Source organism: Sphingopyxis sp. YF1, from assembly GCF_022701295.1.
Classification (GTDB): Bacteria; Pseudomonadota; Alphaproteobacteria; order Sphingomonadales; family Sphingomonadaceae; genus Sphingopyxis.
Map to the genome: position 1 here is coordinate 153,538 of NZ_CP033204.1, position 14,834 is coordinate 168,371.

The window sequence follows — 14,834 nt, forward strand, 5'->3', positions numbered from 1 at the left end:
ACCTCACAAAATCCGGACGGCCGTCAATTGGCCACCAGGAATTCGACAATGATGGCGTCGGAATAGCGACCCGCGACCAGCGGACCGCCGCCGCCGGGGATCGAGACATTGAGCACCGCATCGCCCGCCGCGCCGCGGAAGGCGTCGATGTTCAGGTTGCGGGCCTCCTCGCTCGTCGCGTCGCGCTGCTGCCCGGCCCAGGCCAGTCCGACGCGATAGGTCACGAACTCGCCGAACCCGGTCCCGCTCTGCCGGTTGCGCGCATTGCCGCGATCGCGCAGCAGGCCGCCGTTCTGCGAGCGCAGCTCGATGCGGTGCGACGCGTTGCAGATCACCGGCAGCGACAGCGTGATCGACGTCGGCAACGGCTCGGCGGTGGTCGGGTTGACCATCTGCAGGATGCGCAGTTCGCCGCTGGTCGGCCCCGTCGGGTCGAAGCTGGCGTTGACGCCCGCGGTGGCGGACGGCGCCCGCAGCACGCAGGCCGCGGGCGCCTCCCCCACCATCTCGAGATCCTGGCCGGATTCCGAGAAATTCTGTGCATGGGCGACCGTGCCGGCACCGGCCAGCGCGGCGGCGAATGCGGCGATCCGGATCATGGCCTTCATCAGCGTGGCTCCAGGAAAATCCGCAACGTGTCGCGATAGAAACCCGCGAGCACGGGGGCATTGCTGCGTGTGTTCGATGCGCCCGCCTCGATCAGGATGCGCAGTTCGACCTCGCCGGCCGTGGCCTGGTCGACATTGAACCGGCGTTCGGCGATGCGGCGGACGTTGGCGTTGGCATCGAGCGCGCCATTGACCTCGCCCCACGTCAGTTCGGCGCGATAGGGCAGCGCATAGGCGAAGCCGTCGGCGGGCTGGTTCATGCTGCCGTCGGTCTGCCACAGGCCGTTGTTCTGCGATTCGAGGCGGATGCGATGCGGAAAGTTGCAGACCGCGGCGAATTCGATCCGCGCCGACGCGGCGTTGGTCGCCAGCGTCGCGGGATCGACCAGCGTGTCGATCTGGAGCAGGTTGCCGGTCAGCGCGCGAAAATTCACCTGGCTGCCCTGCGCCAGCGTCGCGCGCTGCAGGGTGCATACCTCCGGCGTGTTGCCCGTCACCGGCATCGCGCGGCTGACGACGGTCGTCTGCGCGAAGGCCGGGACCGCCGCTGCGCTCGCGGCCGTCATCGCCGCCGCGGTTGCAAGAAGGGCGAAGCGCCGCATTGGTTTTACTCCGCAGCCGCCAGCGTGACGGTCACCGTGCCGAGGTAGTTCGGATCGGCGACCAGCCGGAGCGCGTTGCCGCCCGCTGTCGTGAAATTGCTGAGCGCGACCGTGATGTCGCCGGTGAAGGCGCTGTCGCGGCTTTGCGTCGCGGCGCTGTTGACCGCCTGCGCGGTGTCGAAGCTCGCCGGGGTGATGGTCCATCCCGACGCGGTCGCGACATAGTTGACCGTGCGCGAGAAACCCGCCGGCGGCGTCGCCGTGAAGGTCTGCGCGGTCATCGCGTCGGCGTCGACGTTGATCGTGCTGCGCGCGCTGCAAAAGGAGCCGGTGATGACCTTGCTCGGCGCCGACAGGTCGGTGCGCAGCAGCCCGGTCGAGGTGTTGACGAGCACGCCGAGGTCGAAGGTCGCGTTGGCGCCCGAGATCGTGCCGCCCGAACAGAGCGCGGGGACGTTGCCGATCACCGCGAATTCGCTGGTGTCGCTGGTCGATTGCGCCAGCGCGGGCGTCGCGGCGAGCGCGGCGGCGGCAACGGCGAACAAAGGGGTTGCCTTGAACATTAGTCGATTCCTCCCGTGGCGGCCGGGCCGAGCGTCACGACGACGGCGCCCTGGTAATTGCCCGCGACCAGCAACAGGTCGGACGGCACGCTGAAGCCCGACAGCGTCACCGACAGGTCGGCGATCTTCGGCAGCGGCTGGGTCGCGCCCGTTCCGGTCTCGGTGGGGTCGCTGCCGTCGGTCGTCGCGGCGCTCGTCGCGCTCGCGGCGGTCGCGGCCCAGTTTTCGACGCTCGCGGTGTAGTTCACCGCCCGCGCGAAGCCCGGCTGCAGCGTCGAACTGTCGCTGGCGACCAGCGCGGTCACCTCGACGTCGATCGCCGATCCGGCGAAATTGCAGAAGGAACCCGGGAGACTGACCGTCTGGTTGGGCAGCGGCGCGATGCGGCCGATGCGGCTCCCCGACGTCGCGACCATCTGGCCGAGGTCGACCGTCGCGGGCGACGGCGGGCCGAGGATGCACAGCGGCGCGACATTGCCGTTCACCGCGACATTCGCCGTGTCGGTGTCGTCCTGTGCCCAGGCGGGCATCGCGCCGAGTGCGGTCGCTGCCGCCAGTACCAAAGCCAATTGACGCATGGTCAATCTCCCGAAATCCTTCCGTGCCGACGCTTAGAGCGGCGGCTGTTCCGATCCGCCGAAGCTGATGTTCGGCGTCAGCGTCACGACGACCTGGCCGACATAGCCGCCGGCGACGAGCAGCCCGCTCGTCGGTGTCGACGACGCCGACAAGGTGACGTCGATGTTGCCGGTGAACAGGCCGACCGCGGCCGCGGCGCCCTTGCCCGCGACGAGCGAGGTGTCGGTCGCGCTTTCGTCATTGGCATCGGCGGTCGCGGTGAAGTCGATCCGCGTGTCGAACCCGGTCGGGGCGGTGCCCGAAAAATCGGTGTTCTCGAGCGCGAAGGCCTCGACCTCCATCGTCGCCGCGGTGCCGTTGCACCAGCCGACGAGCGTGCGGGTCTGGCCGTCGAGCTTGCTCGTGTCGAGCTTGCCCGCGGTCGACCCCGAGCCGGCGAGCGCGAGCTCGCCGACCGAGATCACCGCATTGTCGGTGGTGAACAGGCAGCGGTCGGCGACCGAGCCGTCGATGTCGACCGTGCCGGTGACCTGCGCCATGGCGGGTGTCGCCATGGCGAGGGTCGCAAGCGCGGTCATCGTCATCAGGTTACGCATGGTCGTTTCTCCGAACTCGGCCTCAGGCGCCCGGCGCGATCAGGACCACGATCTGGCCCGAATAGTCGGTCGCGGCGACGAGCAGGTCGGTCGCGGCCGGGGTCGCGAAATTGGTCGCGGTGATCGTGATGTTGTTGCCGCCGTTGTTGGCGAGGCGGCCGCCGATCGGGGTCGCCGCGAGCGGGGCGTTCAGGCTGCTGTTCGTGAATTCGACGTCGTTGGTCGAGGTCGTGTCGACGAACACGTGCGCGGTATAGTCGATGCGGTTGGCATAGCCCGTCGTCGGCGTGGTCGCCGAGGTGATCTGGGTCGCGTCGACCGCGATCGTCGGGGCGGCGCTGGTGCAGACGACGCGGGCTTCGAGGCCGGTGCCGCCGATGCTCGAGAAGCGCGTGGCGAGGTCGGTCGCCAGCGTGCCGTCAGCCTGGGCGAGTTCGCCGAGCGCCACGGTGGTGCCGAAGGTGCTGCCCGCGCCGGGAACGACGAGGCACTTCGGTGCGACGGTGCCGGTGATGTTCACCGTACCGGTGGTGGTCTGCGCCGCGGCGGGCGAGGCGATTGCGAACAGCGAAGCCGCTGCGATCGAAAGATAAGCAAGCTTTTTCATCATCTTCGTCCTTCATTCTTTGCCAGTTGGCTGGCGATCATTCCCACTTCGGCGAAATAACCGCCGTCCCCCCGGCCAGTGGTCGGTCCGGTCTGCCCCGAGGGTGCGGCAGGCCGGATTTGCCCTGTCATCAGGGCGAAGCGCTCACCGTCACGGTCAGGGTGTCGGCGTAGTTGCCCGCCACCAGCTGCGCGGGCGCGGCGTAGGGCGGGGCCGAAACCCTGAGATAGGTTCCGGTCTGGCTGATCGAGTTGGACGCGAGCCGCAGGCCCTGCGTGGTCGACGCCGGCCCGAGGAAGGTGCAGGTCGATCCGGTGACGAGCGTGGCGACCTGGCAGGTCTGGTTCGCCGTCGTGCTGGACCCGACAAGGTTGAGCGTCACGTCATAGGGGGCGAGCGTCGTGTAGCCCGTCGGCGCGGAGCCGCCGGTCTTGAGCCCGCCGTTCGTCGATACCACCGCCACCCGCGAGGGGCCGGTGCATTCGAGCGCGAAACTGAAGTCGTGGTTGAGGCCGATCACGTCGAAATCGGGCTGGTTGTACGTGCCCGAAGGCGCGCTGCCCGCCGCGAAGCCGCAGCGTCCGCCAACCGAGGCGGTCACCGGGATCGACAGGGTGATCTGGTTCGGGCTGCCTTGACCGACGGCATAGGCGGTCGTCTGGGCCAAGGCCGGTACGACCGGCACGCAGGCCACGCTCAGGGCAAGTGCCGCAATTTTGGGAAGCACGCGCATCCCAATTCCTCCCACGATTCTGGTCGAAGACCAGCCGATATCCACGGCGGTGCGGCGGCGCGGGGTGTGTCCCCCAGCGGAGCCGGCTCACGCCAACTGCAAACCTTGCGACCCGGTTTTTCAGTCATGTTCGCAAAGCGAGTCGTCCCCCCCACGGGAACTATCGGCTTCGGTCTGCCAGCCCTCCAACCGGCCCAAGAAGTTTCGGACTTTTACAAACGTGAATCAACTTTTTTTAATTTTGGTCCATAAATGGCACATATGGTGCCAAAAGGGGTATGCCCCCGGCATGCATAAAAATGCCTGATTTCCAACGCTTCACTTCATCGTCCAAATGACTCATTTCATCGCGACACGCTTAAGCTAACTGGTTAATTTTAGGGGTTCGCATGGCCGTTTCGCCCGGTCCAAAAGCGACTCGGGAAACGACTCGAAGCCGGCGGGGGGCGAGTCGAATCGAACTTTGGTTCACTTGGCGTACGCGCTGCCCGCCGGTCGGCGGGGTGCTGCGCCGCATCGCTTCGGGGGCATTGCCCATGACCGTTTCGCCCGTTCCCTTGCACGACCTCGCGATCGTCGGCGGGGGATTGTTCGGCACGCTCCTGGCGCTCGGCCTGCGGCGGCACCGGCCCGACGTCGATTTCGTGCTCGTCGAAGACGGCGCGCGTTTCGGCGGCTCGTTGCTCGAGGGCGCGGTGGCGCAGGAGGTTCCGGCGGCGCTGGCCGACGTCATCGACCGGGCCACGGTGCGCGTCTGGCCGGGCTGTTTCGTCAACTATCCCGGCCGGTCGCAGTTTTTCGGCGACGACATCCTGCTGGTCGACCCGCGCCAGCTCCACATCGAGGTGATCGATCATCCGCTTGCGTCGCGCTGCCGCGCCGGCGTGCGGATCCGCGCTATCGACGGCGGCCGCATTTTCCACGACGGCGGTGACATTCGCGCCCGGCTGATCGTCGATGCCAGCGACGCCCGCATCCAGTCGCAACTCGGGATCGAACGGATCACGCGATACCGCGACTTCAGCCTTGCCCACGACCTCGAACTGCCGATCCTCGCCGACATGAGCGCGACCGCGGGCGACTGGAGCTTCCTGCAACTCTATCCGGTCGACGGCGAACGCATGGTGGTCGAACATTTTCGTCCGCGCGCGCCGGCGCCCGGCGCGGCATCGGCGGTGGACGGGGCGGCGCCGGGCGGCGGTGCGCTGGTGTCGCTGGCGACGCCGGGGCCCGCGGGCACGGTTTTGCCCGGGCCATCGGTCGTGGCGGCGCATTTTCCGTCGCTGTTGCAGGCGGCGGCGGAGGTGGCGGCGGGTTTCGCCGCGCTCGACCTCGACGAGGCCGGCGTCCGGTCCTTCTTTGCCGAACGCATGGCCCAGGGGCGCGACCGGTCGCGGCGCATGTTCGAACTTGTGGCGCTCTGCCGGGCCGGCCGGCAGCGGGGCGGGGACGGAGCGCGTTCAATCTGACCCGTTCGCCCCGCAGCCGTCGAAGGGGCGGTCTTTCTCTGGACGTCGGAAAAGGAGGCGACCGGGCGTCAGTGCGCCGAGTCCCGCCGTCCTTTCGCGGCGAAATCCGCCGTGCCGCGCGAGTCTGCGGCGGCGCAATCGACGGCGGTTCGTGCGCTTCCGCCCTGTCCGAACATTGCTTCCATTTTGGCAGTAACTTTCGCAATCGATTGAAAAATTTGCGCGAAACTTGTTTTTGTGGACTCAAAACCATCTTGAGTCGGCAGTTTTCCATTATATTTCATATGTATGCAAGTTAACCCATTCATATATCGAAAATATCGATTCAAGTCACTTGCAAATAAAGACGGCAAGTTTAGCTTTGTTCATGGAATCGTTTCTGGTTTTTTAACCTATCTATCTTAAAAATTTCAGTCTCGATGAAAAGGTAATCCCGTGTGGATTTCCTCTATTGGGAGCTGGAAAAAATGAACATCAAAACTTATTGTTCGTCGGCGGCTTTGCCAATATTGCTACTGTGCTCGGTTCCGGCCCATGCCGACATCACGGGAACAGTCGATGCAACAATAACGCTCGAGGCGGGCTGCATCGTCAACGGACAGAGCTTTGACGACGGGGCCACCGGTGCCGATTTCGGGACCGTCGATTTCGGTACGCAGAACTCGCTGTTCACACAGGTCGACGGACAGGTATTGAACGGCGGCGCCGGCTTCACAGTCCAGTGCAGCAACGGCATCTCGCCGGTGCTCAGCTTCAACGCGGGGCAGAATGACGGCGCCGGCGCCGGTGTCGGCCTGCACGCCATGGCGCACCAGACCGAGGCCGGGCATTTCGTCACCTATAATCTCTATTCGGACTCGGGACGCACGGCGATCATCCCCGTCGGCGGCGACATCGCCCTCGCGGGCGGCGGCAGCCAGCAGACCGTGAATGTCTATGCCCGCGCCTTCGGCGAAGCGGGACTCACGCCCGGCGTCTATTCGGACGTCGTCACGGTGGTCCTCGAGCTCTAGAAGCCTGGCGTCGGGGGGACCGCGGCCATGACCCGCCCGCTCCTTGCGGCAGCCCGGACCGCCCTGATCGCCCCTGTCGCGGTCCTCGCGGGCGGAGGCTATGGCCTTTTTCCCGCGCGGGCCGAGACGACCGCTCAGTTCGAAGTGTCGGCGACGATCGCCCCGGGCTGCCTGGTCGACGGGGTCGGCGGCAGCGGCCAGGCCGGTACCATCGGCACGCTCGATTTTGGGACCGATTCGACCTTCTCGACCGCGACGCACACCGCCACGACGACCGCGTCGCAGGGAATCCGGCTTCGCTGCACCCCGGGGGTCAATCTGATGATGGCCGTCGACGGCGGCGGCCATGCCGGGGCCGGCGTCCGCCACCTGCAAAGGGGCGGCGATACCGCGGCACGGATCGCCTACAGCCTGTGCCGCGACGCTGCCTGCAACCAGCCGCTCGCGATCGGCGGTTCGGCCGCCATCGCCGTCACGGGGGCGAACAGCGAGGACGTGCTGTTGCCGCTCTTCGCATCGCTGACCCTGCCCGGTGCGCTGCAGCCCGGCACCTACACCGACACGCTCACGGTCACGCTGACATGGTGATGCGCGCTCCCCTTTGGACAAGCCGATGAAACTGCGTCTTCGCCCGCTCTTCCTGTCGCTCGCTGCGCCGCTTCTGCTGGCGGTGCCCGGCCCCGCTGCGGCGCAGCAGCCTGGGTCGCTCCTGATCTGGCCGGTCAATCCGGTGATCGAGGGCGATGCGCGAGCCGCCGCGCTCTGGCTCGAAAATCCGGGCAAGGCGCCCATCACCCTGCAGGTGCGCATCTACGCCTGGGCGCAGGAGGATGGCCGCAACCTCTACGCCGAACAGGGCGATATAGTCGGAACGCCGCCGATCGTCAGCATCGAACCGGGACAGCGGCAACTGGTGCGGGTGACGCGCACGACGCCCCCGCCCGCCGCCGCCGAAAAGCCCTATCGCATCGTGGTCGACGAAATCCCGGTGGCGCAGGGCCCCGCGGCGCCCGGCGCATCGGTCAGCTTTCGCATGCGCTATTCGCTGCCGCTCTTCACCTACGCCGCGGGCGCGGGCGCGGCCGGCAAGGCCAGGACGCCCGCACCCGCACCCGCGCCGCAGATCGCCTGGCGCCTGGGGAGCGACGCCGACGGACGCTATCTGGAGATCCGCAATCGCGGGACCGGGCATGCGCGGCTGACCGAAGTCGATTTTTCCGGTGGTGCGAAGCGGTCGTCCGTCGCGCAGGGGCTGCTTGGCTATGTCCTTCCCGGCGCCGCGATGCGCTGGCCGCTGGCGGATGACGTCGGGACGACCGGCGATCTGGTGGCGACGGTCAACGGCAAGCCCGGCGTCGTCATCGATCGCTGGCAGGACTAGTGGCGCGTGGCCGGCCCGCTCCATCCGCCGGCGCGTGCGCGATGGGCCTTGACGGTCACGGCGGCGCTCGCCGTCCCGCTTCTGGCGCCGGCTCTCGCCCATGCGGCCGATGCCGCCGGGGGGCGCGGCGACGGCTATGGCGACCTGCCGCCGCCGCCGCAGAGCATCGACACGGCGGCCGATCAGCAGCTCGAGCTTGAACTGTTCGTCAACGGCATGCGCAGCGGCATCGTCGCCCGTGCGGTGAAGCAGGGCGGTCGCTTTCGCCTGCGCACCGACGACCTGCGCTCGGCCGGCCTGCGGCTTTCGGCGGCGGGCGAAACGCTTTTCCTCGACAGCCTCGACGGGGTGCGCGCCGACTATGACCAGCCGCGCCAGCAGCTTCACCTGACGGTGTCGCCCGAATATCTTCCCGCGCAGCGCGTCGGCGGCGACAAGCGCGAATTCACCCCCGCGCGCTATGATCTCGGCGCGCTGCTCAACTATGACGTCTATGTCAGCGGCGGCGGCAAGGCGCCGACGCAGGCGTCGCTGTGGCACGAAGCCCGCGTCTTCGGCCCCGCGGGCATCGTCTCGACGACCGGCGCGCTGCGCTCGGGCCGTGCGAAAAGCTATGTCCGTTTCGACACCTACTGGCGCTGGTCCGACGAACGCAGCATGACCACGGTCGAGGCGGGCGACGTCATCACGCGCAGCCTGCCGTGGGCGCCCGCGGTCCGCCTCGGCGGGCTCCAGGTCTCGCGCGACTTTTCGGTGCGACCCGATGTCGTCACCTATCCGCTTCCCGAATTCGCGGGCAGCGCGACCTTGCCGTCGACCGTCGAACTCGTCGTCCACGGCCAGCGGATCGCGGGCGCCGAGGTGCGGCCGGGGCCCTTCGCGCTCGATACGCTGCCGCCGGTCAACGGCTATGGCGAGGCCAATCTGATCGTCACCGACATGCACGGGCGCAGCGTCGCGACGACGATGCCCTTCTATGTCTCGAGCGCGCTCCTCCGCCCCGGGCTGACCGACTATGCGGTCGCCTTCGGTGCGCTGCGCGACAATTACGGCATCCGCAATTTCGACTATGACGGCTTCGCCGGCAGCGCGTCGGCGCGCCACGGCGTGACCGACGCGCTGACGCTCGAGGTCCGCGCCGAAGTCGCCGACGACATGCGCCTCGCGGGCGGCGGCGGGGTCGTCCGGCTGGGCAATTTCGGCGTCGTCAGCGCCTCGTACAGCCGCAGCTTTCGCGACGGCCCCGATGGCGGCGAATGGGCCCTCGGCTATGACTATCAGACGCGCGGGCTGTCGATCGGGGTGCGGCACAGCCGGCGCGACGGCGACTATATGGACCTCGGCCTGCTCGGCCGCGGCGACCGCAGCGGCTGGCAGCGGCTGACCACGGCGACCGCCAGCCTGTCGCTCGGCGACGCGGGCACGCTCGGCATCGGCTATTTCGACATCCGGCACGAGGGCGGGCGCGACGCGCGGCTTGCGAATATCGCGTGGGCGCTGCCATTGTGGGGCGAAAGCCGCCTGCATGCGTCGCTGGCGCGCGAATTTCGCGAAAGAAGCTGGTCGGGGGCGCTGACCTTCAGCGTCGCGCTCGGCGACGGCACCTTCGGCGCGGGCGTCGCGCAGGGGCCGGGCGGGCGCACCGGGCTGCGCGCCGATTTTTCGCAGGCGGCCCCGGTCGAGGGCGGTTTCGGGTGGAATGCGAGCGTCGCGAGCGACGACGGCGCCAGCCCCTACTGGCGCGGCGACATGACCTGGCGGATGCAGCCGGTCCAGCTGCGCGCGGGCGCCTATGGCAGCAATGTCGTCACCGGCTGGTTCGGCGTCACCGGCGCCCTCGTCTTCATGGACGACGCCGTCTTTGCCGCCAATCGTGTTTCGGACGCCTTTGCCGTCGTCAGTACCAACGGAGAGCCGGGTATCCCGGTGCGGTATGAAAATCAGCTGATCGGCACGACCAATGAGCAGGGCCGACTATTGGTACCCTCGGCGAGCGCCTATTATGCCGCGCGCTACGATATCGACACGCTGTCGCTCCCCGCAAGCGTCAAGGCTCCGGTCGTCAGCCAGCGCGTCGCCATCGCCGCCGGCAGCGGGCATGTCATCCAATTCCCGGTCGAACATATGACAGCCGCGCGTGCGACGGTCCGGAGCGCCTCCGGCGAGCCGCTGCCTGCCGGTGCGGTCGCGACCATCAATGGTACGACCTCCACCTATATCGGCTGGGACGGGTTGCTCTTCATCGAGCGCGTGGGGACCGACAATCGCCTCGATGTTGCGCTTCCCGATGGCGGGGCCTGCCATGCGGATTTTGCTGCCGATGCCAGGGGCGACGACATCATCGAACTGGGGGATCTGACATGCCGACCCTGACGCGCGCCGTTTGCAGCCTGTCCGTGCTGGCCGCCGCGGCGCTGATGCCCCGCGAGGCCGCTGCCTGCACGACGGCGACGCAGAGCACCAGCCTCGGCAGTGTCAGCTCCTATACGGTCGGCACGACGCCGCAGCAGGGAAGCGGTTCGGCGGGGCTTCAGTGTGACATCCTTCTTGCTGCCCTCACCGCTCATTATGTCGGGCTACGCGTCGACGCGTCGAGTTTTCAGCTGAGTGGGCCGACCGGCCAGACGATTGCCTATACGGCGTCGCTGACACCCAACGGCGCGGCGCTGACCGTGGGCAATTTCGAGAACCTGTCCTCGATCAGCCTTGTCAGCCTCTTTTCCGGCACGAGCAACAGCATTCCCGTCTATTTCCGCACCGCGGCCACACCCGGACTGCGCGCGGGTACCTATTCGGGTTTCCTCGATCTGCGCTGGTATTATTCGGTCTGTTCGCTGGGCGCCGTCGCGTGCCTTGCCTATTCGAACAGCCCCGGGCTGGTTCGCCCGCTGATCGGGCCGCCGACGAACTGGGGTAGCGGCGTTGCGGTCCGGGTCAATGTCGAACTGGTTGTCGCGAACGACTGCATCATCACTGCACCCAATGCGGGGTTCGGGACTGCGCCGCTGGTGGGCAGCTTCAACCCGATCACGCGCACGATCCTGATCCGTTGCAGTACCGGTGCGGCCTATTCCGTCGGCCTTGGCGATGGCAATAACGCCGTCGGTGGCACGCGGCGCATGCGCAGCGGCAGCAATTATCTGAGCTATGAAATCTACAAGACGGCGAGTTCGCCCGACCGGTGGGGCGCGGTCGGCAGCGCACGGCGCGGCAGCGAGACCGCCGACACCAACGCGGGTGTCTATGATTCGGTCACCACGCAGGGGTTCGACTATCGTGCGGCCGTCCTTTCCGGGCAGGCGACGCCGCCGGCCGGAACCTACACCGATACGATCCTCGTCGACGTGGCCTTTTGACCTCCACCTGTCGGTGCCCGGTCGCGCCGCGACCGGACAAAAGAAAAGGAGGGCCCAAGGGCCCTCCTTTCCTCCCCATTTTCGAAGACGGGTCAGTCCAGCTTGAAGCGGACGCCCACGCGGAAGGTGCGGCCCAGAAGGTCCGAGAAGGTACTGTTCGCGGCCAGTCCGGTTTCGGGCAGGAGCAGCGGATCGGCGTCGAACAGGTTGGTGACGTTGAAGAAGAATTCCGCCTCCGACTTGCTCCGGAAGCCGATCTTCTGCGTCAGGTTGAGGTCGACGTAGAAAGTGCCCTTGACGTGATTATTGTCATAGGTCGGAGCCTGGCTGGTCGAAGTCGGGCATCCGCTGGTGCATTCGATCGCATTCGCCAGATATTTGCCCGAACTGACTCCGCGTCCGGTGATCGTGCCCGAAAAGGTCGGTGTCGAGTAGTTGAGGTTGGCGCGGAAGATCCACTTCGGGGTGCTGGCCTGACCGCCGTTCGCACCGACCGTGTTGACCGGCGTGACGCCGGCAATGCCCGTGTCCGAGATATTCTCGATATAGCGAGTCGCCGTGCCTTTCAGCGTGATGCTGCTTTCGTTGCCGACGGGCAGGCGGTAGGCGGCGTCAAAATCGATGCCGCGCACCAGCTTGCTTACGAAGTTGAATGGCTGGCTGCGGATCAGCAGATAGGGCACGGGCGGCGGGCCGGGTTGCGCGCGCGCCGGGTCCTCGGTGATTGCGGCGCAATATTCCTGACGGCCTTCGTCGCAGCGATTGACGATTTCCTGTGCGGTGATCGTGTCGATCGCATCCTTGAGGTCGATGCGGAAATAATCGACCGATGCCGAGAAGCCGGGCAGGAAGCGCGGCGTGATCACCGCGCCGATGTTCCACGAATCGGCCTTTTCGGGCTTCAGGTTTTCGTTGCCCTGGGTCAGCCCCGAATAGGGGAAGAATTGGGGCGTGGTGGCTGCATTTTCCGGCGTGTATTTGGGGTTCCGAACCGAATCGCTGTTCGCGGTGCCGGCCTGGAACAATTCGTTGAGGTTCGGCGCGCGAATGTCGCGCGAGCGGGTGACGCGAAAGCGGATATCCTCGATCGGGGTCCAGGTCGCGCCCAGCTTCCAGGTCGTGACATAACCCGAAGTCGAGTAATCGGTCCCGCGTATCGCGCCGTTGAATTCGAGGCCAAGGCCGAGCGGCACGACGGTCTCAAGATAGGCTTCCTTCACATTGTAGCTACCCTTGAACGGCAGATAGTTGCCGACCGACCAGCGGTTGGTCGTCGTGCCGTTGGGGTTTATCAGCGGCCGGAATTCTTCCGGCACGCTGCCGCGAATCTTTTCCTCGCGGTATTCGGCGCCGACCGCGATGCTGACATCGCCCGCCCATGTTGCGAAAGGCGTGAGCGACAGGTTGGCACCGGTGACATATTGTTCCAGCACCTGCTTGCGATAGGGGTCGCCGAGCACATAATCGATCGCTGCCGGATCGGCCACGCCGAGACCCAGGCGGTTGAGCGGTACGCAGCTCTTGTCGTCGTTGGTGGCGATCGCGTCAACGTTGATCAGACACTGGATCGAGCCGGCGGCATAGCCGCCCGCATTGCCGGCGGGCGCATACACCGCGTTCGTCGCCTGCGCCATGCGCGTGATGTGCATGATGTTGCGCAGCTGTTCGCGCACGTCGGACCGGCCATATTGGGCATAGACGTCCCAGCGCGCCGACTTGCCGAACGCGTCGAAAATGCCTTCGGCGCCGACGACATAACGCTGGACTTGGCGTTTGTTGTTGATGCCGCGGAACGGCAGGTCGGCAGCGGTCGTGGTGATGCTGATGCTGTTGACGCCGGCGAGCCGGTCCGCGCCGAGGGTCTGGAGCGCGAACGCGTTACAGGTGGTGGGCACGGGGATGGTCGTGCAGCCGACCGTGCTCAGCGTGGCGGAAGCGAGGTTGGGACCCGCGTTGAAGAAGACTTCCTGCTTGTTGAACGAACCTTCGGCGAAAAGCGTGACATTGTCGGAGACGTCGAAGCCCACGCGGCCATAGAGGCCCCAGCGGTCGTCCTTCGGTGCGATGCCGATGCGGCGGCCCGAATCATTGACTCGCCAGTCACCACCGACCGTGCGTGTGACGGCCGAACCGCTGGTGAGCAGGGGCGAGTTGAACGAGCCATATTGGAACGGAATGACCTGGCCGTTCTGGCCGAAATAGAGACCGCGCAACGAGTTGGCGACGGCTCCGGTCGATCCGGTGATGAAGCCGCCCGGCGCCTGGTTCGTCTGGCCGGCATTCTCTCGGAAGGTGATGAACTGGGGTTGTCCGTTGGTCGCAGTATAGGTCGGGTTGGAAATGGCCAGATAGCCCTTGTGGTTCCACGGCCGGTCGTTGGGATCGATTTCGTAGATACCGTCCTGATGCGCGATCTCCGCATTGAAGACGAAGTGGCCGCGGCCGTCGGCGAAGGATTTCCCGCCGGCGATGCTGCCCGAATAGTTGAACCCGTCGCCCTTGTCGGTGATGCCGATGTCCCCGGTGATCCGCAGCCCCTCCATCTTCTTGTTGAGGATGAAGTTGACCACACCGGTGACGGCGTCCGAGCCATAGGCTGACGAGGCGCCCCCCGTCACGACCTCGACGCGGTCGACCAGCGCTTGCGGGATCGTGTTGATATCGACCCAGCCGAAGATCGTCGAACCGACCGAACGGCGTCCATCGACGAGGACGAGTACGCGGCCTTCGCCCAGATTGCGCAGGTTCAGCGCGTTGATGCCCGCCGAGCCGTTGGAGATGTTCAGGCGCGAGTTGGCCGGCTTGGTCGAGCCGGCGAGCTGCGGCAGCTGGTTCACGAAGTCGGCGATATTGTTCGACGGCGATGTGTTGCGGATGTCTTCCTGCGTCAGCACGACGAGCGGGGTCGGAGCCTGGAAGCCATCGCGCGCGACGCGCGAGCCGGTAACGACGATCTGGTCGCCTGGTGCCGCTTCGCTGCTGGCGGTCGGCGTTGCTGCCGACTCCTGCGCATAGGCCGGCGCACCCTGCACTAGCGCGAGCGCCGTCATCGCCGCGCCAAAGCGGCCCTTGCGGCCGAACGACCAACGAACTTGTCCCAGATCACGCATTTCTAAAGTCCCCTTTTTGCCCAAGGTACGAACCGTGCGCCGCCTGATTGCCCGCCCCGGTTCGTCCTTCTTGTCCCACCTGCCTGCTCGGCGGATGCCTCGCTCCGCCTTCTTGTTTTTTGGAGATGCTCGTCCCGCCGGTTGGACCATCGACGCCGCCGGGGCGTGTGGACAGCCGGTTTCGTGACAGGGAGGTTACAGGGTGGTCCCGGCAGGT

The 14,834-nt window shown here is 66.6% G+C and carries 15 protein-coding genes; 6 read left to right on the plus strand and 9 right to left on the minus strand.

The window, feature by feature from the left end; genetic code table 11:
* Positions 1-23 precede the first annotated feature (23 nt).
* The 7 genes from EAO27_RS00835 to EAO27_RS00865 form a co-directional block, all read right to left on the minus strand.
* Entirely contained in the window at positions 24-608 is a 585-nt protein-coding gene (locus tag EAO27_RS00835) for a hypothetical protein (protein WP_242776109.1), read from the minus strand.
* Complete coding sequence (locus EAO27_RS00840) at positions 608-1,210, minus strand: hypothetical protein (protein ID WP_242776112.1); 603 nt, start codon at positions 1,208-1,210, stop codon at positions 608-610. The genes EAO27_RS00835 and EAO27_RS00840 overlap by 1 nt, the downstream gene beginning before the upstream one ends.
* A 5-nt stretch (positions 1,211-1,215) precedes the next feature.
* Positions 1,216-1,773, minus strand: coding sequence for a hypothetical protein (locus tag EAO27_RS00845; protein WP_242776115.1), 558 nt, complete (start codon positions 1,771-1,773; stop codon positions 1,216-1,218).
* Positions 1,773-2,351 (minus strand): hypothetical protein, encoded by a 579-nt coding sequence (locus EAO27_RS00850; RefSeq protein WP_242776118.1) that lies wholly within the window; start codon positions 2,349-2,351, stop codon positions 1,773-1,775. Before EAO27_RS00850 ends, EAO27_RS00845 begins: the two co-directional genes overlap by 1 nt.
* Before the next feature lie 33 nt (positions 2,352-2,384).
* Positions 2,385-2,948 (minus strand): hypothetical protein, encoded by a 564-nt coding sequence (locus EAO27_RS00855; protein ID WP_242776121.1) that lies wholly within the window; start codon positions 2,946-2,948, stop codon positions 2,385-2,387.
* 22 nt (positions 2,949-2,970) lie between these two features.
* Complete coding sequence (locus EAO27_RS00860; protein ID WP_242776124.1) at positions 2,971-3,558, minus strand: hypothetical protein; 588 nt, start codon at positions 3,556-3,558, stop codon at positions 2,971-2,973.
* Positions 3,559-3,685: 127 nt separating this feature from the next.
* Positions 3,686-4,282 carry a hypothetical protein gene (locus EAO27_RS00865; RefSeq protein ID WP_242776127.1) on the minus strand — a complete coding sequence of 199 codons (597 nt, stop codon included), beginning with the start codon at positions 4,280-4,282 and terminating at the stop codon, positions 3,686-3,688.
* Between the two features lie 542 nt (positions 4,283-4,824).
* On the opposite strand from EAO27_RS00865, the gene EAO27_RS00870 reads away from it, so the two are divergent.
* Positions 4,825-5,757: an NAD(P)-binding protein gene (locus EAO27_RS00870; protein ID WP_242776129.1), complete on the plus strand. Its 933-nt coding sequence runs from the start codon at positions 4,825-4,827 to the stop codon at positions 5,755-5,757.
* Between the two features lie 68 nt (positions 5,758-5,825).
* Here EAO27_RS00870 and EAO27_RS00875 read toward each other — a convergent pair whose 3' ends face one another.
* On the minus strand, positions 5,826-6,041 hold the full coding sequence (locus tag EAO27_RS00875; RefSeq protein ID WP_242776132.1) for a hypothetical protein: 216 nt from the start codon (positions 6,039-6,041) through the stop codon (positions 5,826-5,828).
* Between the two features lie 183 nt (positions 6,042-6,224).
* Between EAO27_RS00875 and EAO27_RS00880 the strand changes: the two genes are divergently transcribed.
* From EAO27_RS00880 to EAO27_RS00900, 5 genes are read left to right on the plus strand one after another with little or no spacing between them, the layout of a single operon-like run.
* Entirely contained in the window at positions 6,225-6,770 is a 546-nt protein-coding gene (locus tag EAO27_RS00880) for a spore coat U domain-containing protein (RefSeq protein WP_242776135.1), read from the plus strand.
* A 27-nt stretch (positions 6,771-6,797) separates the two neighbouring features.
* Positions 6,798-7,358: a spore coat U domain-containing protein gene (locus tag EAO27_RS00885; protein WP_242776138.1), complete on the plus strand. Its 561-nt coding sequence runs from the start codon at positions 6,798-6,800 to the stop codon at positions 7,356-7,358.
* 25 nt (positions 7,359-7,383) lie between these two features.
* On the plus strand, positions 7,384-8,151 hold the full coding sequence (locus EAO27_RS00890; protein WP_242776140.1) for a molecular chaperone: 768 nt from the start codon (positions 7,384-7,386) through the stop codon (positions 8,149-8,151).
* Between the two features lie 6 nt (positions 8,152-8,157).
* Entirely contained in the window at positions 8,158-10,524 is a 2,367-nt protein-coding gene (locus tag EAO27_RS00895; protein ID WP_242776143.1) for a fimbria/pilus outer membrane usher protein, read from the plus strand.
* A complete protein-coding gene (locus EAO27_RS00900; RefSeq protein WP_242776146.1) occupies positions 10,512-11,507 on the plus strand; it encodes a spore coat U domain-containing protein in 996 nt (331 codons plus the stop codon). Before EAO27_RS00895 ends, EAO27_RS00900 begins: the two co-directional genes overlap by 13 nt.
* A 92-nt stretch (positions 11,508-11,599) precedes the next feature.
* On the opposite strand, the gene EAO27_RS00905 is transcribed toward EAO27_RS00900, so the two are convergent.
* Positions 11,600-14,767, minus strand: coding sequence for a TonB-dependent receptor (locus EAO27_RS00905; protein ID WP_242776149.1), 3,168 nt, complete (start codon positions 14,765-14,767; stop codon positions 11,600-11,602).
* Between the last annotated feature and the right edge of the window lie 67 nt (positions 14,768-14,834).